Genomic DNA, 23,070 nt, shown 5'->3' with positions numbered 1-23,070 from the left:
ACACCGTCGAGCGGCTGATCAACAAGATGAAGGCCTGGCGCGGCATCGCCACCCGGTACGACAAAACCCCGGACAGCTACCTCGCCGGCCTCCACCTACGCGCCTCGATGATCTGGCTCAGGGACCTCACCCGAGCCACCCCTTGATCGGAACTCAATACGGTCCCTAGGCGCCGTCACCGCCGCCGTGCTGGCGCTGGCCGTGAGCGGCTGCGGGATCTCCGCCGAGCTGGACCGCGAGCGCAACCCCGAGCGCAGGCCGACGCCCACCCCGACCCCGACGCCGGCGCCGAGCCGCACCTACGACGCGCCCGCCCCCGCGGTGCCCGCGGCCTCCGCCACGCCCTCCCCGTCCGTGCCCGGCCTGCAGGCGGACGACTGCCCGGCCTCCGGTGTCCGGATGACCACGGGACGCGTCGACGGGGCGATGGGACTGCGCTCCATGATCCTCATTCTCATGAACTGCGGCACGCGGCCGTACCGGCTGGAGGGTCATCCGGCCGTCGGCGTCCTGGACGGGACCGGACGGCTGTTCCCGGACGTCCGGTCGGCGGAGGGCACGGACGGCGTGCCCATGGCGCCCGCCGACCCCGGCCCCGCGCCGCTCACCCTCGCTCCGGGCGGGTCGGCGTGGGCGGGCCTGTACTGGCGCATGGGGAACAAGAGGGGCGAGTACCTGCGGGTGACCCCCGAGAAGGGCCGCGACGCCGTGACCTTCCGGCCGCTGGAGTACCTCGACGTCGACGAGCACGGCACGCTCGGCACGACGGCGTGGCAGCCGGCGGAGCGGTAGCCGGCCGTCGTACGGGGGCCGTGCACGGTTCGCAGGGGACGGGCCGGCGGGTAGCGTGCGCGCGGGGCCGCCGTTCACGCGGCCTCCATCCGCCGTGCACCGCCCCGGTGGGGATTGTCAGCGGGGCGTGCTGTCATGGAGTCATGATCGAAGAGTTCCTGGACCGCAGCGCCTCCGACGTCGAGGAGGCGGTCCGCAAGGCGGCCGCCGCCGAGATCATGCCGCGTTTCCGGCAGCTCGCGGAGCACGAGATCGACCGGAAGACCGGCCCGCACGACCTGGTGACGGACGCCGACCGCAAGGCCGAGGAGCAGCTCACGGCGGTGCTCACGGCGATGCTGCCCGGTTCGGTCGTCGTCGGGGAGGAGGCGGTGCACGCCGACCCCGCCACGTACGAGGCGCTCCGCGGCGAGGCGCCGGTGTGGATCGTCGACCCGGTCGACGGGACGCGCCAGTTCGTGCACGGCGACACCGGTTTCTGCACGCTGGTCGCGCTGGCGCTGGGCGGCGTGGTGCACGCCTCCTGGACGTACGCGCCGGCCCGCGACCAGTTCGCGACGGCGGTGCGCGGCGGGGGAGCCCGGCTCGACGGCGTGCCGCTGCGGTCCGGCCCGCCCGGTCAGGACGGACCGCTGGAGGTCGCCACGTCCCACCCGGACTACACCACGGACGAGCAGAAGCGGGCGCTCATGGCCCTGCGCACGGAAGGGGTGGCACCGCGGCCCTGCGGCGCGGCCGGCCTGGAGTACCTGGCGATCGCGCGCGGCGACCTCGACGCCACGGCCTTCTCGTGGGAGGCGGCCTGGGACCACGCGGCGGGACTGCTGCTGGTGGAGGAGGCGGGCGGCACGCACCTGACGCTCACGGGGGAGCCGTTCCGGATCGCCGGGGGGAACGCGCTGCCGTTCGCGGCGGCCCGCGACGAGGCCACGGCCCGCCGGGTCGTGGGACTGCTGGCCCGCGGGGCGGCCTGACGGGACGGCACCCGGGCCGGGCAGGCGGCCCGCACGCGCGCCGTACGCACGGTCGGGGCCCGTACGACCGCGGCGCGGTCCGCAGCCGCCCGGCCGGGAGCCGGACGGACGGGCACCCGAGCGGTACGAGACCGTGCAGTCCTGAGCCGTACGGTCACGCGGCCCGGAGCCGTACGGCCGCGCGGTCCGGGGTTGTACGGCCGTGCAGCCCGAGCCGGACGGCCGCGCAGCCCGGGGCCGCGCTGCCGCGTGTCCCGCCGGTGCCCCGCGCACCGGCGGTGTCGGCGGCCCGGCATATCCTGACCTCCAGTGTGGCCATCGGCTGACGAAGGAGTCCGAAGGTGCCGTCGATGCTCGATGCGGTCGTGGTGGGTGCGGGACCGAACGGACTGACCGCCGCGGTGGAACTGGCCCGCCGCGGTTTCTCCGTGGCCCTCTTCGAGGCGAAGGGGACGGTCGGCGGCGGATCGCGCACCGAAGAGCTCACCCTGCCCGGCTTCCGCCACGACCCCTGCGCCGCCGCACACCCCCTCGGCGTCAACTCCCCCGCCTTCCGCGGGATGCCCCTGGACCGCTACGGCCTGGAGTGGCTGCACCCCGAGCTGCCCATGGCCCACCCGTTCCCCGACGGCACGGCCGCCGTGCTGGCGCGCTCCGTGGCCGAGACCGCCGCCTCCTTCGGGCCGCGCGACGCGGGGGCGTACCGCAGACTCGTCGAGCCGTTCCTCCCCAAGTGGGACAGGCTGCTGCGCGACTTCATGTCCCTGCCCGCCACCGCGCTGCCCCGCGACCCCGTCGCGCTCGCCCGCTTCGGCCTGGCCGGACTGCCGCCGTCGACCTGGCTGACGCGGCGGTTCCGCGACGACCGCGCCAAAGCGCTGATCTCCGGCCTGGTGGCGCACGTCATCGCGCCCCTGAACGGCTTCGCCACGGGCGCCGTCGGCCTCGTGTTCGCCCTGGCCGCGCACGCCGCCGGCTGGCCGGTCGCGCGCGGCGGCTCCCAGGCGATCGCCGACGCCCTCGCGGCGTACCTGAAGGACCTCGGCGGCGCCGTCCACACCGACTACGAGGTCAAGCGCCTCGACGACCTGCCGCCCGCCCGCGCGTACGTCTTCGACACCTCGCCCGCCGCGCTCGCCCGCATCGCCGGCCTCGGCCGGTACTACGACGGCTACCGCTACGGCGCGGGCGTCTTCAAGATCGACTATGCGCTCGACGGACCGGTGCCGTGGACCGCGCAGGAGGCCCGCAGGGCCGGCACGGTGCAGATCGGTTCCAGCAGCGCCGAGATCGGGACCGCGCTGCACGCCGCCTCGCGCGCGGGCCGGGCGCCCGAGAAGCCGTTCCTGATCACCGTCCAGCCCGGCGTCGTCGACCCCTCCCGCGCCCCGGAGGGCAAGCACGTCTTCTGGGCGTACGGCCATGTGCCCAACGGCTGGGACGGCGACCTCACGGACGCGATCGAGCGGCAGCTGGAGCGGTTCGCGCCCGGCTTCCGCGACCTCGTCCTGGCCCGCGCCACGGCGGGCCCGCCCCAGCTCGCCGTCCGCAACGCCAACTACGTCGGCGGCGACATCGCCTGCGGCGCCGCCGCCGGACTGCAGCTGCTGCTGCGCCCCAAGCTGTCCCTGTCCCCGTACACCACGCCCCACCCGGCCGTGTTCCTGTGCTCCTCCGCCACCCCGCCGGGGCCGGGCGTGCACGGCATGTCGGGGCACAACGCGGCCCGGGCCGTGTGGAGGAGGCTGCGCCGGGCGTGACCGAGATCACGCTCGTCCAGGGCGACATCACCCGGCAGAGCGCCGACGCGATCGTCAACGCCGCGAACTCCTCGCTGCTCGGCGGCGGAGGCGTCGACGGCGCCATCCACCGCCGCGGCGGACCGGCGATCCTCGCCGACTGCCGCAGGCTGCGCGCCGGGCACTACGGCAAGGGCCTGCCCACCGGCCGGGCCGTCGCCACCACGGCGGGCGACCTGGACGCCCGCTGGGTCATCCACACCGTCGGTCCGCGCCACAGCCGCGACGAGGACCGCTCGGAGCTGCTGGCCTCCTGCTACCGCGCATCGCTGCGGGTCGCCGACGAACTGGGCGCCCGCACGGTCGCGTTCCCCGCCGTCTCCGCCGGCATCTACGGCTGGCCCCTGGACGACGCCGCCCGGATCGCGGTGGAGACGGTGCGGGCGACGCAGACGTCGGTCGAGGAGGTCAGGTTCGTCCTCTTCGACGAGCGGGCGTACGAGGCGTTCGCGGCGCGGACCGGCTGAGGGGCCGCGGCCGGCTCCCCCGTCCCGCCGGAGCCGGCCGCCGGGGACCGCGTACGCCGGATGCGCGGCGGACGGGGCGTACGGGGCGCCGCCGGGCGGCGGGCGCCCACGTACATGTCGGATTCCCGCCAGCCAAGCCGCTGACCGTGCACGATGCTGGACGGCATGCGGAACGGAATGCACACCGACACCGAGCGCTGCGTACGGGCCGTCCGGTCCAGGGACGGCCGCTTCGACGGCTGGTTCTTCACCGCGGTCCGCACCACGGGCATCTACTGCCGGCCCAGTTGCCCGGCGGTGCCGCCGAAACCGGAGAACATGACCTTCCTGCCGAGCGCCGCCGCCTGCCAGCGGGCCGGATTCCGTGCCTGCAAGCGGTGCCGCCCCGACACCAGCCCCGGCTCGCCGGAGTGGAACCACCGCGCCGACCTCGTCGCCCGCGCCATGCGGCTCATCGGCGACGGCGTCGTCGACCGCGAGGGCGTGACCGGCCTCTCCGCGCGGCTCGGCTACAGCACCCGGCAGATCGAGCGCCAGCTCCTCGCCGAACTGGGCGCGGGCCCCCTCGCACTCGCCCGCGCCCAGCGCGCGCAGACCGCGCGCCTGCTCGTCGAGACGACCGCACTGCCCATGGCGGACATCGCCTTCGCGGCGGGCTTCGCCTCCGTGCGCACCTTCAACGACACCGTCCGCGAGGTCTTCGGCCTCACCCCCGGCGAGCTGCGCACCCGGGCCCCCGGCCGGGGCGACGCGGCCCCGGCGCCGGGCGCGTTCACGCTGCGGCTGCCGTTCCGGGCCCCGCTCCACCCGGACAACCTCTTCGGCCACCTCGCCGCCACCGCCGTACCCGGCGTGGAGGAGTGGTCCGACGGCGCCTACCGCCGCACCCTGCGCCTGCCCCACGGGCACGGCATCGTCGCACTCGCCCCGCGCCCCGACCACATCGCCTGCCGGCTCACCCTGAGCGACCCGCGCGACCTCACCGTCGCCATCAGCCGCTGCCGCCGCCTGCTCGACCTGGACGCCGACCCCGTCGCCGTCGACGAGCAGCTGCGCACGGACCCGGTGCTCGCGCCGCTCGTCGACAAGGCGCCCGGGCGGCGGGTGCCGCGGACCGTCGACGAGGCCGAGTTCGCCGTCCGCGCGGTCCTCGGCCAGCAGGTCTCCACCGCCGCGGCCCGCACCCACGCGGCCCGCCTGGTCGCCGCCCACGGCGAACCGGTCGACGACCCCGAGGGCGGCCTCACCCACCTCTTCCCCTCCCCGCAGGAGCTGGCCGCCCTCGACCCCGGGACCCTCGCACTGCCCCGCAGCCGGCGCGCCACGCTCACCTCGCTCGTGGACGCGCTCGCCGGCGGCACGCTCCGCCTGGGCGCGGGGAGCGACTGGGCGGAGACCCGCGCCCGCCTCCTCGCCCTGCCCGGCTTCGGCCCCTGGACCACCGACACGATCGCGATGCGCGCCCTCGGTGACCCCGACGCCTTCCTGCCCACCGACCTCGGCGTCCGGCGGGCGGCGCGCAGACTGGACCTGCCCTCCACCCCGGCCGCGCTCACCGCCCGCGCCGCGGCCTGGCGCCCCTGGCGCGCGTACGCCGTGCAGTACCTGTGGGCGACCGACGACCACCCGGTCAACTTCCTCCCGGCGCACTGACCAGGACCTCAGGAGAACCCGATGCGACAGCACACCGTGACCGACAGCCCGTACGGACCGCTCACCCTCGTCGCCGACGACGGCGTCCTGTGCGGCCTCTACATGACCGACCAGCGCCACCGGCCCGCGGAGGAGACCTTCGGCGCGCCCGACGACACGCCCTTCGGCGCGGCGGTCGAGCAGCTGAACGCCTACTTCGAGGGCGAGCTGACGCACTTCACGCTGGAGCTCCGCCTGACCGGCACGCCCTTCCAGCGCGCCGTCTGGCAGCAGCTCCGGCGCATCCCGTACGGCGAGACCCGCACCTACGGCGAGCTGGCCGCGGCCCTCGGCAGTCCCGGCGCCTCCCGCGCGGTCGGCCTCGCCAACGGCCGCAACCCCGTCGGCATCGTCGTGCCCTGCCACCGCGTCGTCGGCGCGAACGGCGGCCTGACCGGCTACGGCGGCGGCCTCGACCGCAAACGGCGCCTGCTGGACCTCGAACGCCGCACCGCCCCGTCGTCCGGCCCGCACGGCCCGGTCCCGGCCGACGCGCTCTTCTAGAGCGCCGGACCGCCGGACCGCTGAGCGGCCGGACCGCCGGACCCTGGACCGCGCTACGCGGCGAGTCCGGCCAGCAGCCTCGGCAGGGCCGTCCCGATCGGCTCGCGCACGACCTCGTCGGCGCGGTCGTCGTACGGGGTGGGCTCGGCGTTGACGACGACCAGACGCGCGCCGTGGTCGGCGGCGAGGCCCGCGAGGTCCGCCGCCGGCTGCACCTGGAGGCTGCTGCCGACCGCGAAGAAGACCTGGCAGGCCTTGGTGATCGCGACGGCCTCGCCCAGCACCACGGGGTCGAGGCGCTCGCCGAACATCACCGTGGCCGGCTTCAGGACGCCGCCGCACTCCAGGCACGGCGGGTCGTCCTCGCCGGCGTCGACCCGTGCGAGGGCGTCCTCCATGGAGCCGCGGGCACGGCAGTTCGTGCATACGACACTCCGCGCGCTGCCGTGCAGTTCGAGCACCTTGCGGGCGGACAGGCCGGCGAGCTGGTGCAGCCCGTCCACGTTCTGCGTGATCACCCGTACCGGGACCCCGGAGCGCTCCAGGTCGGCGACCGCCCGGTGCGCGGCGTTCGGCTCGGCCCAAAGCGCGCGGCTGTCCCGCCGCATCCGCCACGAGCGCCGGCGGATCTCCGGATCGCCCATGTAGTACTCGTACGTCACCAGCTTCTCGGCCTCCGGGTCCCGCCGCCACAGCCCGTCGGGCCCGCGGTAGTCGGGGATGCCGGAGTCGGTGGAGACGCCCGCACCGGTGAGCAGGGCGACGAGGGGCTTCTTCATGGGCCCGAGGGTAGGCGGGGCGGGCGCGGGCGGCGAACGGATATCCGCGCGTCCCGCCGGCGCCCGGCCGCCCGGGGGCCCCGCCGTCAGCGCGCCGGGTACCCGTCCGCCAGCTCCACCGTGCCCGTGCCGCGCTCCACGGCGTCCAGCGCGGCGAGCACCCGGCGGCCCAGCGAGCCCCGCAGGTGGTCCGCCAGCTCCTCGCGCGGCACCAGGCGCCAGGAGAGCAGCTCCTCCTCCTGGAGTCTGATCGACTTCAGCTGCTCCTGCGTCAGCACGCCACCGTCGTACAGGTACGCCACGATCGGCGGGCGCGCGGTGCCCGGCACCCAGTCGACCGCGAGCAGCCCGCCCAGCTCCACGTCGAGGCCGATCTCCTCCACCGTCTCGCGGTGGGCGCCCTGGCGCGGGGTCTCGCCGTCGTCCGACTCGACGGTGCCGCCCGGCAGCGCCCACCCCTCGCGGTAGTTCGGCTCGACGAGCAGCACGCGGCCCCCGGCGTCGCGGAAGAGCACGGCGGCGCCGACCAGGACACGGGGCAGGCCCGCGATGTACGTGGCGTAGTCAGGATCAGGAGTGGTCATTCCCGCAGCCTAACCAGGCCGTGCGGCCGTTCCGGGGCGACGCCGCCGGGGCCGCGGTCATCGGTCACCGCTCGGCGGACCCCGCCAACGCGACCGTGCGCTCGGCCAGTTCGCCGATCCGCACCCCGTCGAAGCCGAACACCGCGCTGCGGACCGTGTCCTGGAGCGGGTCGCGCCACTGCGGCGGGATCGCGGCCGCCCCGCACCGCACGCCCGCCACCGACCCCGCGGTCGCCCCGTTGGAGTCGGTGTCCAGGCCGCCGCGGACCGTCAGCGCGAGGGTGCGGGTGAAGTCGTCGTCGCCGTACAGGAGTCCGGCGGTGAGGACGGCGGCGTTCGGGACCGTGTGGATCCAGCCGAGGCCCGCCGTCTCCGCGGCGAGCGTGGTCAGCGTCTCCTCCCAGCCCAGCCGCGACTCGTGCAGGGCCGCCGCCCGCCGTACGGTGCGGGCGAGCCGGCAGCCCGCCGGGACCACCGCGAGCGCCGCCTGAACCGCGTCCCGCACCGTGGGCGCGGTGAACGCCGCCGCGATCAGCGCCGCCGCCCACATCGCCCCGTACACGCCGTTGCCGGTGTGGGAGAGCACCGCGTCCCGGCGGGCCAGGGCGGCCGCCCGGCGCGGGTCGCCGGGGTGCGTCCAGCCGTGCACGTCCGCGCGGATCAGGGCGCCGATCCACTCCTGGTAGGGGTTGTCGTACGTCGCGGTCAGCGGCGGCTTGAGGCCGTCCACGAGATTGCGGTACGCGACCCGCTCCGCCGTGAAGGTCTGCAGGTACGGCAGCCGCAGCAGCCACAGCTCGCCCACCTGCTCGGTGCTGAAGCCGAAGCCGTGCGTCTCCAGCAGGTCCAGGCCGAGGATCGCGTAGTCCACGTCGTCGTCGCGGCAGCTTCCGCGGACGCGCCCGCGCACGCACTGCCGCCACTCGGGGCGCAGCCCGGCCGCGGCGGCGTCGTCCGCGGGCGCGGGCAGGTAGTCGGTGAGCGGCAGCGCCGAGGCCTGCCGCAGATAGTGGTCGATGCGCTCCCGCGTCCAGTGGTCGCCCCGCTCGACCGGCTTGCCGAGCATGTTGCCCGCGATCCGGCCCAGCCAGCCGCCGAGGACGCGGTCGGCGAGTTCGGTGCCCTGAGGGGTCATACACCCGGTGTACCGAATTCCGGCCCGCGCCGCCCGCTCCGTCGACCGCGCGGGTGGCCGTCCGGGGACGCCGGCCGCCCTGGGCAGCGGCACCCTCCTGCGGTTAAGGTCGCACCGGCGCGACTGCCTTGACGTGCGCAAGGCCCGGAAGCAAGGGGAGTGCAAGGTGGCGGACGCTGCAGGGGACCGGACCCCGCGGGTGCTGATCGCGGCGGACAAGTTCAAGGGATCGCTGACGGCCGTGCAGGTCGCCGAGCGGGTGACCGCGGGGCTGCGCCGCGTCGTGCCGCGGGTGGCGGTGGAGGCGCTGCCGGTCGCCGACGGCGGTGACGGCACGGTCGCCGCGGCGGTCGCGGCCGGCTTCGAGCGGCACGAGCGGCGGGTCGCCGGACCGCTGGGCCACGAGGTCACGGCGGCGTTCGCGCTGCGCGACGGCACGGCCGTGGTGGAGATGGCCGAGGCGAGCGGGCTCCAGCGGCTGCCCGCGGGCGTCTTCGCCCCGCTCACCGCCTCCACGTACGGCACCGGGGAACTGCTGCGGGCCGCGCTGGACGCCGGGGCGCGCACGATCGTCCTCGGCGTGGGCGGCAGCGCCACGACCGACGGCGGCGCCGGGATGCTGTCCGCCCTGGGCGCCCGCTTCCTGGAGGCGGACGGCGAGCCGGTCGCCCCCGGCGGCGGCGGACTGCGCGACCTCGCCACCGCCGACCTGTCCGGCCTCGATGCCCGGCTCGCCGGGGTCGAGGTGGTCCTGGCCGGCGACGTCGACAACCCGCTGACCGGCCCGAAGGGCGCCGCCGCCGTCTACGGGCCGCAGAAGGGCGCCTCGCCCGACGAGGTGGCGGAGCTGGACGCGGCGCTGGCCCACTACGCGGCGGTGCTGGAGCGGACGCTCGGCCCGGCCGCGGCCCGGCACGCGGCCGCCCCGGGCGCGGGCGCCGCCGGCGGCATCGGCTACGGCGCCCTGATCGGCCTCGGCGCCGCCTTCCGGCCCGGCATCGAGGTCATGCTGGACGTCCTCGGGTTCGCGCCCGCCCTGGAGCGGGCCACGTTCGTGATCACCGGCGAGGGGTCGCTCGACGAGCAGACCCTGCACGGCAAGGCGCCGGCCGGCGTCGCGGCGGCCGCCCGCGCGGCGGGCAGGGAGGTCGTCGCGGTCTGCGGCCGCCTCGCCCTGCCGCCCGAGGCCCTGGAGCGCGCCGGCATCCGCCGCGCCTATCCGCTCACGGACGCCGAGCCCGACGTCGCCCGCTGCATCGCGGACGCGGGCCCGATCCTGGAGGACGTGGCGGAGCGGATCGCCGGGGACTGGCTGAGGTAGCCGGGGAGCACGGGGGACCGGCCGGCCGCTCCCCGGTGCCCTCTCCGCCGGGACGCCTCACCCCGCCGCCCGCAGCCGGTAGGCGTCCAGCGCCAGCGTCATCTCGGTCAGGTCCCGCGGTCTGGCCAGGGAACGGGCCGTCAGCTGCTCCAGGCGGCGCAGGCGGTTGAAGACCGTGTTGCGGTGGCAGTACAGCCGGCCGGCGGCCCGGCCCGCCGAGCCCTCGCAGGTCAGCCAGACCTCCAGGGTCTCCAGGAGAACCGCGCGGTCGGCGGGCTCCAGCTCCAGCAGGGCGCCGAACACCTCCGTCACCAGGCGGTCCGCCAGCTCCGGCTGGCTGACCACCAGCGCCGTCGGCATCCGCTGGTCCAGGCGCACCACCTTGGCCGCGTCCGGCGGACAGGTCCGCAGCGCCAGCTCGGCCAGCCGCCGGGCCAGGCCCAGTTCGGCCAGCCCGCGGACCACGGGGCTGATGCCGCCGGGGCCCGCGCACCACCCGTCGAGCAGCGCGGCCACACCGTCCAGGCCCTGGTCGGGGCCCAGCGCCACCACGCCCACCTCGGAGTCGGCCCGCATCCGCCACAGGAACCGGTACCCGGCCCCGCGCACCGGTCCGTGGAACGGCTCCCGGCGCTCCGCCCGCAGCACCACCACCGCGTACGGCCCGTGCTCGGGCAGGTCGAGCCCGGCCGCCGCGCGCGCCGCGAGCCCGGGCGTCCGCCTGTCCTCCAGCAGGGCGTCCAGCAGCGCCTGCACCTGCTCGTCCGTGCGCCGCCGCAGCTCCAGCTCGGTCGTCCGGTACGACTCGGTGGCCGCGGCCGCCTGCTCGTCGATGGCCGTCCACACCGTCGTCGCCGACCGCATCAGCGCCGCCAGCCGCGCCGGCTCGCGCCCGGCCGCGCCCTCGAGGAGCGCGTCCCACACCAGGTAGCCCGCGCTGCGGTACGCGTGCACGAGCAGCTCCAGGGGCATGCCCTGCTGCGCCCGCCGCCGTCCCTTCGCCTCCGCGCACTCCAGGTCGAGCCGGGGCGAGTCCCGCGGCGCGATCATCGTCTCGATGCCGATCCGCATCGCGTCCTCCGCCTCCCGCCACTGCTGGTCGTAGGGCAGGAAGTGGCCGTAGAAGGGGGAGTGTCCGACGAGTCCGCGCAGGTGCTCGTCGACGAGTTCCGGCAGCCGCTCCAGCAGGGCCCCGCAGGCCTCCGTGAGCAGCTTCCAGTCGTCGCCCGTACGCCTTCCGCGCGCTGCCATGGCCCGGAGGATGCCATGCGCCCACCGCGCCGCACAGGCCCCTGACACGCGGTGTTGTGCGCGCGCACAACACCCGCCCGCGCCCGCTGGGCACCCGCAGCGTTTCGCCGCCGCCCCGTGGACGGGCGCTCCGGCCGGGTGCTGTCGTGAGCGCCACGACGGACGAGGAGACGGACGAGGAGAGGGGGAACGCCATGGGCGGGTCCGGTCTGTGCGTACGGGATCTGTCGGTCGGCTACGGACCCGTGCGCGCGGTGCGCGGGGTGTCCCTGGAGGTGCCCGAAGGGACCGTGGTGGCGGTCCTGGGCGGCAACGGCGCGGGCAAGTCCACGCTGCTGCGGGCGGTCAGCGGCACGCTGCCCTTCCACGGCGGGGCGGTCACCGGCGGCACCGTGACGCTGGACGGCCGGCGCCTGGACGGGCTCGGGCCCGGCCGGGTGGTCGCGGCCGGGGTGTCCCAGTCGCCGGAGGGCAGGCGGGTGTTCGCCCGGATGACGGTCGCGGACAACCTGCGCGCCGGGCTGCTCGGCGCCCGCGGCGGACGCCCGGCGAGGGCCGCGGCGCTGCGCCGCGCCCACGAGCTCTTCCCCGTCCTGGCCGAACGCGGCCGGCAGCGGGCCGGCCTGCTGTCGGGCGGCGAGCAGCAGATGCTCGCGGTGGCCCGCGCGCTGATGGCCGCCCCGAAGGTGCTGCTCCTGGACGAGCCGTCGCTGGGCCTGGCCCCGCTGACGGCCCGGCGGATCGCCGACACCGTGCGGGAGATCAACGAGCAGGGCACCTCGGTGCTGCTCGTCGAGCAGAACGCCGCCCTGGCGCTGCGCCTGGCCTCCCGCGCGTACGTCCTGGAGGTGGGCGAGGTGACGCTGTCCGGGCCGGCGGACGAACTGGCCGCCTCCGACGAGGTGCGGCGCCGCTACCTGGGCGTGGTCGACGAGGACGCGGCGGCCGCCGCCCCGCGGCCGCGGGGCGCGCTGCCCGCCCTGTCGCGGTGGGAGGGGTGAGGCCCGTGGCCGCGGACGGCGCGGACGGCACGCGGTCCGCGGGCGCGTCCCCGGGAACGGCCCCCGGCGTCCCCCCGCTCCGCGTCCGGGACCTGACCGTCCGCTTCGCCGGCCTCACCGCGCTGGACGCCGTCGGCTTCACGGTCGCCCCCGGCACCGTGCACGCCCTCATCGGCCCCAACGGGGCCGGGAAGTCGACCTGCTTCAACGTCCTGTCCGGCGTCTACCGGGCGAGAGCGGGCAGCGTCCGCTTCGGGGAGCACGAGCTGACCGGGCTGCCGCCGCACCGCATCGCCGGGCTCGGCGTCGCCCGCATCTTCCAGAACCTGGCGCTGCCGCCGCGCGCCACGGTCGAGGACAGCCTGCTCCTCGGCCGGCACCGGCTGACCCGGACCGGCTTCCTGGCGGCGGGGCTGCGGCTGCCGTCGGCGGCCCGCGAGGAGCGCGCGCACCGCGCCCGCGTCCGCGAGATCGCCGCCTTCGTCGGCCTCGGCGACTGCCTGGACCGGCCCGCGGGCTCCCTGCCGTACGGGCGGCAGAAGCTCGCCGAACTCGCCCGCGCGCTGTGCGCGGAGCCGAGGCTGCTGCTCCTGGACGAGCCGGTGGCGGGCATGACCGCCGACGAGCGGCGCCGCACGGCCGCCGTGATCGCGGGCGTCCGCGACAGCCTCGGCATCTCGATCGTGCTGGTGGAACACGACATGGGGGTGGTGATGCGGCTCGCGGACGCGGTGACCGTACTCGACTTCGGACGCCGGATCGCCGGCGGCACATCCGCCGAGGTCCAGAACGACCCGGCGGTCGTCCGGGCCTACCTGGGCGAACGGGAGGAGACCGGCCCCGCCGGCCGGGACGGCGGTCCGCGCGGTGAGGGGGCCGGCGCGTGAGCACTCTCGCCGAACTCCTCCTCAACGGCGTCGCCCTCGGCTCCGTCTACGCGCTGATCGCGCTCGGCTTCGTGGTCGTCTTCCGGGCCACCGAGGTCGTCAACTTCGCGCACGCCTCGCTGCTGCTCGCGGGCGGCTACGTCACCGCCGTCCTCCACGACGACATCGGCTTCTGGCCCGCCCTGCTGGCGGGCGTCGCGGGCGCCGCGGCCGTCGGCGCGGCCGTGGAGTTCCTGGTGATGCGGCGCTACCGGGGCTCCGACCACAGCGTCCTCGCCATCGTCACCATCGGCGTGGACATCCTGCTCACCACCGAGCTGACCCGCCGCATCGGCACGGACGTGCTCGCCCTCGGCGACCCCTGGGGCGACGCGGTCCTCACCCTCGGGCCCCTCTCCCTCGCCCACACGCGCGTCGCCGCGTTCACGGCCGCCGCCCTGCTCATCACCGCCTTCCTGCTGGCCTTCCGGTACACGTCCTGGGGCGTGGCGATGCGGGCCGCAGCCGAGAGCGCGGAGACGGCCGCCCTGATGGGCGTACGCCTCGGGCGGGTCTCGCTCGGCGCGTGGGCCGTGGCGGGCGGACTCGCGGCCGTCGCCGCGCTGTTCCTGACCGTCTTCCCGACGCCCGGCCTGGAGCGGGCCACCTCGCTCGCGGCGCTCAAGGCGTTCCCCGCCGCGATCCTCGGCGGCCTGGACTCCACCACCGGCGCCCTGGTCGGCGGCCTGCTCGTCGGGGTCACCGAGTCGCTGGCCACCGGCTACCAGGGCGACCTGACCTTCCTCGGCCGGGGTCTCGGTGACCTGGCCCCCTACCTCGTCATGACCGCCGTCCTGCTCGTGAGGCCCGCCGGGCTGTTCGGCACGAAGGAGCTCGCCCGTGTCTGAGGCCGTCCGCGACGACACCGCGACCCCGCCGGGCCGGCGTCCGGCCCCCGCGCCGCACCGCGGGTCCGCCGCGCCCATCCGCGCCCGCACCCGTCCGTACGCCTGGGCGGCCGCCGCCGTGCTCGCCCTCGCCCTGCCGTTCTACCTGGACCGCTTCTGGCTCCAGGCCGGGCTGTTCGCGATGGCGGCGGCGATCGGCGCCATCGGCCTCACCCTGCTGACCGGTGCGACGGGCCAGCTCTCCATGGGCCACGCGTTCTTCCTCGCGATCGGCGCGTACGGCTACTGCGTGTTCGCCGCCGACGGTTCCGACGGACTCGTCGGGCTGGGCCTGCCCGGCTGGCTCGCGGCCGTGCTCGCCGTGCTGGCCGCCGGGGCCGCGGGCGGTCTGTTCAGCCCCATCGCGGGGCGGCTGCACGGCGCCTACCTGGGCATCGCCACCCTCGCGCTGATCTTCATCGGGCAGCACGCGCTGTTCAACGCCCGCGAGCTGACCGGCGGCTTCAACGGCCGCGACGTGCCGCCGCCGACCCTGTTCGGCCTCACCTTCGACGACAGCGGGCTCGTCGTCGCCTCCGTGCCGTTCGGCGCCGTCGAGAAGCTCTGGTACCTGGGCCTCGCCCTGCTGCTCGGCTGCGCGCTGTTCGCCCGGGGCGTGCTGCGCGGCCGGCCCGGACGCGCCATGAACGCCATCCGCGACCACCGCGTCGCCGCCGGCGTCATGGGGGTGCCCGTGGCCCGCCACCGCGCGGCCGTCTTCGTGCTGTCGTCGATGTACGCCGGGCTCGCGGGCGTCCTGCTCGCGCTCGTCTTCCGGCGGACCGTGCCCGACCACTTCGGCATCGCGCTGTCCCTGGAGTACCTCGCCATGATCGTGATCGGCGGCCTCGGCTCGGTCGCGGGCGCGGTCCTCGGCGCGTTCTTCGTCTCCCTGCTGCCGCAGCTGCTGACCCGGTACAGCGACGCGCTGCCCCTGGTCTCGGCCCCGGGCACGGGCGGGATCGCGCCGGGCGAGGCGTCCCGGTACCTGTACGGCGCCGCCGTCGTGGCGGTGGTGCTCTTCCTGCCGGGCGGCCTGGTCAGGGTGGCCGCCCGGCGCCGCGCCAGATCCCGTCAGGCGCCGCACGCGGCGCCACGTCCAGCGGAGGAACGATGAACACGGGCACCCCACACGCGCCGCGTACGGCACGGGCGTACGCGGCCAGGACCGCCGCGGGAGCGCTCGCCGCGCTGCTCGTGCTGTCCGGCTGCAGCTCCAAGGCCGAGGGCGGCACGGACGGCGCAGGCGGGAGGACCGCCGCCGGCGGGGTGAGGACCGGGGACGGTGTCTCCGGCAAGACCCTCACGCTCGGCGCCCTCACCGACATGACCGGCGTGTACGCGACCCTCGGCAAGAGCGTCACCCAGGCCCAGCAGCTGTACGTGAGGCAGCTGAACGCAGAGGGCGGCGTGTGCGGCTACAAGGTGGCGCTCGCCGTCCGCGACCACGGCTACGACCCGCAGAGGGCCGTCGCCGCGTACACCGAGCTGGAGCCGGAGGTGCTGGGCTTCGCGCAGTTCATCGGCTCGCCGTTCGTCGCCGCCGTGCGGCAGCGCATCGACGGCGGGGACAAGGGCCTGGTGCTGCCGCAGGGGTGGGCCCACTCCCTGCTCGGCAGCCCGTACGTACGGGTCGTCGGCTCCACCTACGACGTCGAGACGATCAACGCCATCGACTTCCTCGTGAAGGAGAAGGGGATCGGCAGGGGCGACCGGATCGGGCACGTGTACTTCGAGGGCGACTACGGCGAGAGCGCCCTGGAGGGCTCCCGGCACATGGCGCGGGTCTCCGGGCTCACCGTCGTCGAGCAGAAGGTCAAACCGACCGACAACGACATGACCGCCCAGGTCGCCGCGCTCAGGAAGGCCGGAGTGAAGGCGATCGTGGTCAGCGCGGGCCCGCGGCAGGCGGCCTCGCTCGTCGGCGTCGCCGCGGCCGGCGGCTTCGACGTGCCGGTGATCGGCAACAACTCGGCGTTCGCGCCGCAGCTGCTCGCCACCCAGGCGGCCCCGGCCCTGGCGAGGAACTACTACGTGGCCTCGCCGTCGCTGCCGATCGGCGCGGACACCCCGCAGGCGCGCAAGCTGGTCGCCGACTACCGGAAGGCGTATCCGAAGGACACCCTCGACAACGGCGTCGTCGCCGGCTGGACGGCGGCGTCCGTCTTCGGCGAGGCGCTGCGCAGGGCCTGCGCGGACAAGGACCTCACCCGCGAGGGCGTCGACAGGGCCCTGCTGGCGATGGACGCCTACGACACGGGCTTCGGGGTGAGGCAGGACTTCGGCGACCCCGACGCGCCCTCCTCGAAGGAGAGCGTCATCCTCCGGCCGGACAAGGCCGTCACGGGCGGCATGAAGGTCGTGAGGGAGCCCGGGGCGTCGGCGGTGGCGGAGGAGTACACCCCCGGCGCGTGAGCCCGGCCGCACGCGCCCTGGTACGCGGGAAGGCCCCGGTACGCGGGAAGGCCCCGGACCGTTCGGTCCGGGGCCTTCCCGCGCGTCGTACGACCGCTGTCACCGCTAGGGCAGCTGGGCCGCCCGGGCCTCGCGCCGGTTGTCGCGGAAGTTGTTCACGCGGCGCGCGGTCGCGAAGAGCGGGATGACCGCGCCCATGACCAGCTGCAGCGCGCAGCCGGTCTGCAGGAGCAGCTGGCCGCTCGGGGCGTCGAACGCCCACGCCGCCAGCAGGCCCATGCTCAGCACGATCCAGGAGAGCATCGCCACGGCGAGGCGGCCGCGCGGCTTGGGGTACTCCACCCGGCTCACCATCAGCCAGGCGGTGCCGAAGATGGCCAGCAGCGTGGCCACGAAGGGCAGCTCCAGCAGGACGATCGAGACGACCGTCAGGGCGCCGAACGGGCTCGGCATGCCCTGGAAGGTGCCGTCCTTCACCGTCACGCAGGAGAACCGCGCCAGCCGCAGGACCACGGCCAGCAGCACCACGACCGCGCCCAGTGCGGCGACCCGCTGGTGCGCGTCGTCGGCGACCATGCCGTACACGAGGACGAAGTACGCCGGGGCCAGGCCGAAGCTGATCAGGTCGGAGAGGTTGTCCAGCTCCGCGCCCATCGGCGACGACCGCAGCTTGCGCGCGACCAGGCCGTCGAAGAGGTCGAAGACCGCCGCGCACAGCATGAGGATCACGGCGGTGGCCGCGCTGTGGCGGGCCATGCCCGTCTCCTGGCTGCCCGTGAGGTGCGGGATCAGGATGCCGGTGGTGGTGAAGTACACCGCCATGAACCCGCACGTGGCGTTGCCCAGCGTGAGGGTGTCCGCTATCGAGAGGCGGAGCGAGAGCGGCATCTCCTCCTCTTCGTCGTCCTCGACCGCGTCCGGCGCCCAGCCGGTCCGGGGCTCTGGATCAATCACGGTCAATGCGAGTCACCCCAGCCACGGTCTTCTGACCGACCTCGACGTCGACCTCGACACCCTCGGGGAGGTAGATGTCGACGCGCGAGCCGAAGCGGATCAGACCGATCCGCTCGCCCTGCTCGACCTTGGTGCCCTGCGGCACGTACGGCACGATGCGGCGCGCGACCGCGCCGGCGATCTGGACCATCTCGATGTCGCCGAGCTCGGTGTCGAAGTGCCAGACGACGCGCTCGTTGTTCTCGCTCTCCTTGTTGAACGCCGGAACGAACCCGCCGGGGATGTGCTCGACGGACGTCACCGTGCCGGCCAGCGGCGCGCGGTTGACGTGGACGTTCAGGGGGCTCATGAAGATCGCGACGCGGGTGCGGCCGTCCTTCCACGGCATGATGCTCTGCACCACACCGTCGGCGGGCGAGATGACCCGGCCCGGGGCGATCTCGCGCTCGGGGTCGCGGAAGAACCACAGCATGCCCGCCGCGAGTGCGGTGGCGGGCACGGCCACCGCCTTGGCGGCGCCGGAACGGCGCGCCCGGGCGAGGCTGAGTGCTGCGGTAGCGACGGTCGGAAGGAGCCACGGCGATGCTCCGCGCGCGAGGCGTGTGCCGACCAGGCTGTCGCGTGGTGCAGAGGTTTGGCTGTGGGGCATGGATGACCTTCGTAGCGGATGATGCCGCGCTGGAACGGGGGACGGCGGCTTTCCCGGGATCGTACCGGGCGCGGGCCGCAACTGGGCAAGCCAGGAAGCCGAGTCGACGTCCGGGAAGCGCTGGCGGGGTGTGATCTTCTTCTCGGAGAAAACACCCCGAAAGCGGACATCTAACCCTGGAACCTGTACTCCTCGAGCAGCCTGCGTCCGATGATCATTTTCTGGATCTCGGCGGTACCTTCGCCGATCAGCAGCATCGGGGCCTCCCGGTAGAGACGCTCGATCTCGTACTCCTTCGAGAAGCCGTAGCCGCCGTGGATCCGGAAGGCGTCCTCCACGACCTCCTTGCAGTACTCGGAGGCGAGGTACTTCGCCATCCCTGCCTCGAGGTCGTTTCGCTCCCCGGAGTCCTTTTTGCGTGCAGCATTCACCATCATGGCATGGGCGGCCTCGACCTTGGTGGCCATTTCAGCCAGTTTGAACTGGATGGCCTGGTGCTGCGCGATGGGCTTGCCGAAGGTCCGGCGCTGCTGCGCGTACGAAATCCCCAGCTCGAAGGCACGCTGTGCGACGCCGCAGCCACGCGCCGCCACGTTCACGCGCCCCACCTCCACTCCGTCCATCATTTGGTAAAACCCTCGGCCGGTGGTGCCCCCCAGGACACGATTGGCCGGAATGCGTAGTCCGTCCATGACGAGCTCGGTGGTGTCGACCCCCTTGTAGCCCATCTTCTCGATCTTGCCGGGGACGGTCAGGCCCGGGCGGACCTCGCCGAAGCCGGGTTCCTTCTCGACCAGGAAGGTGGTCATCGACCGGTGGGGCGGCGTGCCCTCGGGGTGTCCTTCGTCACTTCGGACCAGCACGGCCACCAGATTCGAGGAGCCGCCGTTCGTCAGCCACATCTTCTGGCCGCTCAGGACGTACTCGTCGCCGTCCCTCACGGCCCTGGAGGTGATCGCCGAGACGTCGGAGCCCAGCGCCGGTTCCGACATGGAGAACGCGCCGCGCACCTCGCCGGTGGCCATCCGGGGCAGGAAGTGGTCCTTCTGCTCCTGCGTGCCGTGCTGCTTGAGCATGTACGCCACGATGAAATGGGTGTTGATGATGCCGGAGACGGACATCCAGCCGCGCGCGATCTCCTCCACGCACAGCGCGTAGGTGAGCAGGGACTCTCCCAGGCCGCCGTACTCCTCGGGGATCATCAGGCCGAACAGGCCCAGCTCCTTGAGGCCGTCGACGATGCGCTGCGGGTACTCGTCGCGGTGCTCCAGGTCGGTGGCGACCGGGAGTATCTCCTTGTCGACGAAGTCCCTGACGGTCGACAGGATCTCCTGCTGGACGTCGGTCAGACCGGCGGTCCGCGCGAGTCGGGTCATGGCTGCTCCTCCGCCTTCCTCGTGGGTTCGGCAGGCCGGGGCCTGCCGGGCTGCTCGCCGCCGCGCTTCTCGACGTACGTCTCGGTGGGCACCATCACCTTGCGGCGGAACACGCAGACCAGCGTGCCGTCCTGCTTGTAGCCCCTGGTCTCGACGTGCACGATCCCGCGGTCGTCCTTCGACCTCGACGGGGTCTTGCCGAGGACGGTCGTCTCGCCGTAGATCGTGTCGCCGTGGAAGGTCGGCGCCACGTGCTTGAGCGACTCGACCTCCAGGTTGGCGATCGCCTTGCCGGAGACGTCCGGGACGGACATGCCCAGCAGCAGCGAGTAGACGTAATTGCCCACCACCACGTTCCTGCCGAAGTCGGTCGTGCCCTCGGCGTAGTTCGCGTCCATGTGGAGCGGGTGGTGGTTCATGGTCAGCAGGCAGAAGAGGTGGTCGTCGTACTCGGTGACCGTCTTGCCGGGCCAGTGCTTGTAGACGGCCCCGACCTCGAACTCCTCGTAGGTGCGTCCGAACTGCATGCCGCTCAGGCCTCCGGGGCGTGGAACTCGCTGGTGCGCTTCATGCCGGCGGCGCGGCCCTTGCCCGCGACCACCAGCGCCATCTTGCGGCTGGCCTCGTCGATCATCTCGTCGCCGAGCATCGCGGAGCCCTTCTTGCCGCCCGCCTCGGACGTGTGGTACTCGTACGCGTCCAGGATCAGTTCGGCGTGGTCGTAGTCCTCCTGGGAGGGCGAGAAGACCTCGTTGGCCGCCTCGACCTGGCCCGGGTGCAGCACCCACTTGCCGTCGAAGCCGAGGGCCGCGGCGCGCCCGGCGACCTCGCGGAAGCCGTCCACGTTCTTGATCTGGAGGTAGGGGCCGTCGATCGCCTGGAGGTCGTTGGCGCGGGCCGCCATCAGGATCCTCATCAGGATGTAGTGGTAGGCGTCGGCCGGGTAGCCGGGCGGCTGCTCGCCGACGACCAGCGTCTTCATGTTGATGGAGGCCATGAAGTCGGCCGGGCCGAAGATGATGGTCTCGATGCGCGGGGAGGCCTGGGCGATCTCGTTGACGTTGTTCAGGCCCCGGGCGTTCTCGATCTGCGCCTCGATGCCGATACGGCCGACCTCGAAGCCCATCGTCCTCTCGATCTGGGTGAGCAGCAGGTCCAGGGCGACGACCTGCTGGGCGTCCTGCACCTTCGGCAGCATGATGCAGTCCAGGTTCGGGCCCGCGCCCTCGACGACCGTGACCACGTCGCGGTACGTCCACTCGGTCGTCCAGTCGTTGACGCGCACGACCCGCGTCTTGCCGGTCCAGTCGCCCTCGTTGAGGAACTTCACGACGGTGTGCCGCGCCTCGGGCTTGGCGAGCGGGGCGCAGGCGTCCTCCAGGTCGAGGAAGACCTGGTCGGCGGGGAGGCCCTGGGCCTTCTCCAGGAAGCGGGGGTTGCTGCCGGGCACCGCGAGGCAGGAGCGCCGCGGGCGAAGGCGGTTCACCTGGGGAACAGGGCTGGTCATGCGGGGACCTCCAGGGGGTCGAGCTTGTTCGCTTTCCGGATCTCGTCGACGATACGGCCGATGATTCCGGTGATGTCGAAGTCCTTCGGGGTGAAGACGGCGGCCACTCCGGCGGCCCGCAGCCGGCCGGCGTCGGCGTTCGGGATGATCCCGCCGGCGATCACGGGGATGTCCGCCGCACCGGCCCCGCGCAGCCGATCCAGCACGTCCGGCACCAGCCGCGCGTGCGAGCCGGACAGGACCGACAGGCCGACCGCGTGCACGTCCTCGGCGAGGGCGGCGTCCACGATCTGCTCGGGGGTGAGCCGGATGCCCTGGTAGACCACCTCGAACCCGGCGTCGCGGGCGCGGACGGCGATCTGCTCGGCGCCGTTGGAGTGCCCGTCCAGACCCGGCTTGCCGACCAGGAAGCGCAGCTTGCCCACGCCCAGGTCGCGGGCGGTCAGGTCCACCTTGCGGCGGACGGCGGCCAGCGCCGTGCCCTCCTCGGCGGCGACCGCGACCGGGGCGGAGGAGACGCCGGTGGGCGCCCGGTACTCGCCGAACACCTCGCGCAGCGCCCCGGCCCACTCGCCGGTCGTGACGCCGGAGCGGGCGCACTCCAGCGTGGCCTCCATCAGGTTCTCCGTGCCCCGCGCCGCCTCCTTGAGCCGCTCCAGCGCCCTGCAGGGGCGCGGGTGGTTGAACGGCGGCTGGTAGCGGGTGTCGCGCCAGCGGCGCAGCGCCTCCACGACCTGCGCCTCCACCGCCGGGTCGACGGTGTGGACCGCGGTGTCCAGGTCGGCCGTGAGCGGGCTCGGCTCGGTCGTCTCGTGGACGTTGACGCCGACGATCTTCTCCTCGCCGGACTCGATGCGCGCCCGGCGCTCGGCGTGCGAGGCGACCAGCCGCGACTTCAGGTAGCCCGACTCGACGGCGGCCAGGGCGCCGCCCATCTCCTCGATCCGCCCCATCTCGGCCGTGGCCTCCTCGACCAGGGACGCCACCTTCGCCTCGACGACGTGCGAGCCGTCGAAGATGTCCTCGTACTCCAGCAGGTCGCTCTCGTACGCCAGGACCTGCTGGATGCGCAGGGACCACTGCTGGTCCCAGGGGCGGGGCAGGCCCAGCGCCTCGTTCCAGGCGGGCAGCTGCACGGCGCGGGCGCGGGCGTCCTTCGACAGCGTCACGGCCAGCATCTCCAGCACGATCCGCTGGACGTTGTTCTCCGGCTGCGCCTCGGTCAGGCCCAGGGAGTTGACCTGGACGCCGTAGCGGAAGCGCCGCTGCCTGGGGTCCTCGATGCCGTAGCGCTCGCGGGTGACGCGGTCCCAGATGCGGCCGAAGGCGCGCATCTTGCACATCTCCTCGACGAACCGGACACCGGCGTTCACGAAGAACGAGATGCGCCCGACCACGTCGCCCATCCGCTCCGGGGGCACCTGCCCGCAGTCGCGGACGGCGTCCAGGACGGCGATCGCCGTCGACATCGCGTACGCGATCTCCTGGACCGGCGTGGCGCCGGCCTCCTGGAGGTGGTAGCTGCAGATGTTGATCGGGTTCCACTTCGGGATGTGGGACACCGTGTACGCGATCATGTCCGTCGTCAGCCTCAGCGAGGGGCCCGGTGGGAAGACGTGCGTGCCCCGCGACAGGTACTCCTTGACGATGTCGTTCTGCGTCGTCCCCGACAGCTCGGTGATGTCCGCGCCCTGCTCCTCGGCGACCACCTGGTAGAGCGCCAGCAGCCACATGGCGGTGGCGTTGATGGTCATCGAGGTGTTCGTCCGCTCCAGGGGGATGTCCTGGAAGAGGCGGCGCATGTCGCCGAGGTGCGAGACCGGGACCCCGACCCGGCCGACCTCGCCGCGGGCGAGGACGTGGTCGGGGTCGTAGCCGGTCTGCGTCGGCAGGTCGAACGCGACCGACAGGCCGGTCTGCCCCTTGGCGAGGTTGCGCCGGTACAGCTCGTTGGACGCCTCGGCGGTGGAGTGGCCGGCGTACGTGCGCATCAGCCACGGCCGGTCCTTCTCCCTGCGGTCCCCGCCCGCGGCGGGACCGGTCCGACGTTCGCTCAT

General features: G+C 74.2%; 22 protein-coding genes. 12 read left to right on the top strand and 10 right to left on the bottom strand.

Going from position 1 to position 23,070, the window contains the following annotated elements:
- Positions 1–186 precede the first annotated feature (186 nt).
- The 6 genes from IE271_RS13985 to IE271_RS13960 all read left to right on the top strand — a co-directional run bounded on the left by IE271_RS13985 (position 187) and on the right by IE271_RS13960 (position 6,228).
- On the top strand, positions 187–792 hold the full coding sequence (locus tag IE271_RS13985) for a DUF4232 domain-containing protein (RefSeq protein WP_190190589.1): 606 nt from the start codon (positions 187–189) through the stop codon (positions 790–792).
- A gap of 143 nt (positions 793–935) precedes the next feature.
- Entirely contained in the window at positions 936–1,766 is an 831-nt protein-coding gene (locus tag IE271_RS13980) for an inositol monophosphatase family protein (RefSeq protein WP_190190588.1), read from the top strand.
- A 341-nt stretch (positions 1,767–2,107) separates the two neighbouring features.
- Complete coding sequence (locus tag IE271_RS13975; RefSeq protein WP_190190587.1) at positions 2,108–3,526, top strand: phytoene desaturase family protein; 1,419 nt, start codon at positions 2,108–2,110, stop codon at positions 3,524–3,526.
- The gene (locus IE271_RS13970; RefSeq protein WP_190190586.1) at positions 3,523–4,032 is read left to right on the top strand and encodes an O-acetyl-ADP-ribose deacetylase; all 510 of its coding nucleotides are present in this window, start codon (positions 3,523–3,525) and stop codon (positions 4,030–4,032) included. The genes IE271_RS13975 and IE271_RS13970 overlap by 4 nt, the downstream gene beginning before the upstream one ends.
- A 177-nt stretch (positions 4,033–4,209) precedes the next feature.
- Positions 4,210–5,685, top strand: coding sequence for an AlkA N-terminal domain-containing protein (locus IE271_RS13965; RefSeq protein ID WP_190190608.1), 1,476 nt, complete (start codon positions 4,210–4,212; stop codon positions 5,683–5,685).
- Positions 5,686–5,706: 21 nt separating this feature from the next.
- Complete coding sequence (locus IE271_RS13960; RefSeq protein ID WP_190190585.1) at positions 5,707–6,228, top strand: methylated-DNA--[protein]-cysteine S-methyltransferase; 522 nt, start codon at positions 5,707–5,709, stop codon at positions 6,226–6,228.
- Between the two features lie 53 nt (positions 6,229–6,281).
- Here IE271_RS13960 and IE271_RS13955 read toward each other — a convergent pair whose 3' ends face one another.
- The 3 genes from IE271_RS13955 to IE271_RS13945 form a co-directional block, all read right to left on the bottom strand.
- Positions 6,282–7,007: an SIR2 family NAD-dependent protein deacylase gene (locus IE271_RS13955; protein WP_190190584.1), complete on the bottom strand. Its 726-nt coding sequence runs from the start codon at positions 7,005–7,007 to the stop codon at positions 6,282–6,284.
- Positions 7,008–7,093: 86 nt separating this feature from the next.
- Complete coding sequence (locus IE271_RS13950) at positions 7,094–7,591, bottom strand: NUDIX domain-containing protein (RefSeq protein WP_190190583.1); 498 nt, start codon at positions 7,589–7,591, stop codon at positions 7,094–7,096.
- 64 nt (positions 7,592–7,655) lie between these two features.
- Positions 7,656–8,726, bottom strand: coding sequence for an ADP-ribosylglycohydrolase family protein (locus IE271_RS13945; protein ID WP_190190582.1), 1,071 nt, complete (start codon positions 8,724–8,726; stop codon positions 7,656–7,658).
- A 199-nt stretch (positions 8,727–8,925) separates the two neighbouring features.
- On the opposite strand from IE271_RS13945, the gene IE271_RS13940 reads away from it, so the two are divergent.
- On the top strand, positions 8,926–10,047 hold the full coding sequence (locus IE271_RS13940) for a glycerate kinase (protein WP_190190607.1): 1,122 nt from the start codon (positions 8,926–8,928) through the stop codon (positions 10,045–10,047).
- Between the two features lie 57 nt (positions 10,048–10,104).
- On the opposite strand, the gene IE271_RS13935 is transcribed toward IE271_RS13940, so the two are convergent.
- Positions 10,105–11,298, bottom strand: coding sequence for a PucR family transcriptional regulator (locus tag IE271_RS13935; RefSeq protein WP_190190581.1), 1,194 nt, complete (start codon positions 11,296–11,298; stop codon positions 10,105–10,107).
- 194 nt (positions 11,299–11,492) lie between these two features.
- Between IE271_RS13935 and IE271_RS13930 the strand changes: the two genes are divergently transcribed.
- From IE271_RS13930 to IE271_RS13910, 5 genes are all read left to right on the top strand, one after another.
- The gene (locus IE271_RS13930; RefSeq protein WP_190190606.1) at positions 11,493–12,299 is read left to right on the top strand and encodes an ABC transporter ATP-binding protein; all 807 of its coding nucleotides are present in this window, start codon (positions 11,493–11,495) and stop codon (positions 12,297–12,299) included.
- Positions 12,300–12,391: 92 nt separating this feature from the next.
- Positions 12,392–13,186: an ABC transporter ATP-binding protein gene (locus tag IE271_RS13925; protein ID WP_190190605.1), complete on the top strand. Its 795-nt coding sequence runs from the start codon at positions 12,392–12,394 to the stop codon at positions 13,184–13,186.
- Complete coding sequence (locus tag IE271_RS13920) at positions 13,183–14,073, top strand: branched-chain amino acid ABC transporter permease (protein WP_190190580.1); 891 nt, start codon at positions 13,183–13,185, stop codon at positions 14,071–14,073. The genes IE271_RS13925 and IE271_RS13920 overlap by 4 nt, the downstream gene beginning before the upstream one ends.
- The gene (locus tag IE271_RS13915; protein WP_373308758.1) at positions 14,066–15,229 is read left to right on the top strand and encodes a branched-chain amino acid ABC transporter permease; all 1,164 of its coding nucleotides are present in this window, start codon (positions 14,066–14,068) and stop codon (positions 15,227–15,229) included. Before IE271_RS13920 ends, IE271_RS13915 begins: the two co-directional genes overlap by 8 nt.
- Complete coding sequence (locus IE271_RS13910) at positions 15,226–16,527, top strand: ABC transporter substrate-binding protein (RefSeq protein WP_190190579.1); 1,302 nt, start codon at positions 15,226–15,228, stop codon at positions 16,525–16,527. The genes IE271_RS13915 and IE271_RS13910 overlap by 4 nt, the downstream gene beginning before the upstream one ends.
- Positions 16,528–16,632: 105 nt before the next feature.
- Here the strand turns inward: IE271_RS13910 and pssA are convergent, their stop codons facing one another.
- From pssA to IE271_RS13880, 6 genes are all read right to left on the bottom strand, one after another.
- Complete coding sequence (gene pssA, locus IE271_RS13905) at positions 16,633–17,415, bottom strand: CDP-diacylglycerol--serine O-phosphatidyltransferase (protein ID WP_190190603.1); 783 nt, start codon at positions 17,413–17,415, stop codon at positions 16,633–16,635.
- A 58-nt stretch (positions 17,416–17,473) separates the two neighbouring features.
- Positions 17,474–18,130, bottom strand: a complete 657-nt coding sequence (locus IE271_RS13900; protein WP_190190578.1) for a phosphatidylserine decarboxylase — start codon at positions 18,128–18,130, stop codon at positions 17,474–17,476.
- Positions 18,131–18,300: 170 nt separating this feature from the next.
- Complete coding sequence (locus tag IE271_RS13895; RefSeq protein ID WP_190190577.1) at positions 18,301–19,506, bottom strand: acyl-CoA dehydrogenase family protein; 1,206 nt, start codon at positions 19,504–19,506, stop codon at positions 18,301–18,303.
- A complete protein-coding gene (locus IE271_RS13890; RefSeq protein WP_190190576.1) occupies positions 19,503–20,033 on the bottom strand; it encodes a MaoC family dehydratase in 531 nt (176 codons plus the stop codon). Before IE271_RS13890 ends, IE271_RS13895 begins: the two co-directional genes overlap by 4 nt.
- A gap of 5 nt (positions 20,034–20,038) precedes the next feature.
- Complete coding sequence (locus tag IE271_RS13885; RefSeq protein WP_190190575.1) at positions 20,039–21,013, bottom strand: HpcH/HpaI aldolase/citrate lyase family protein; 975 nt, start codon at positions 21,011–21,013, stop codon at positions 20,039–20,041.
- Positions 21,010–23,070, bottom strand: a complete 2,061-nt coding sequence (locus IE271_RS13880; protein WP_190190574.1) for an ethylmalonyl-CoA mutase — start codon at positions 23,068–23,070, stop codon at positions 21,010–21,012. Before IE271_RS13880 ends, IE271_RS13885 begins: the two co-directional genes overlap by 4 nt.

The organism is Streptomyces minutiscleroticus, assembly GCF_014650875.1.
GTDB lineage: Bacteria > Actinomycetota > Actinomycetes > Streptomycetales > Streptomycetaceae > Streptomyces > Streptomyces minutiscleroticus.
The sequence above is the reverse complement of the archived record's forward strand: the minus strand, read 5'-3'. Positions and strand labels throughout refer to the sequence as shown.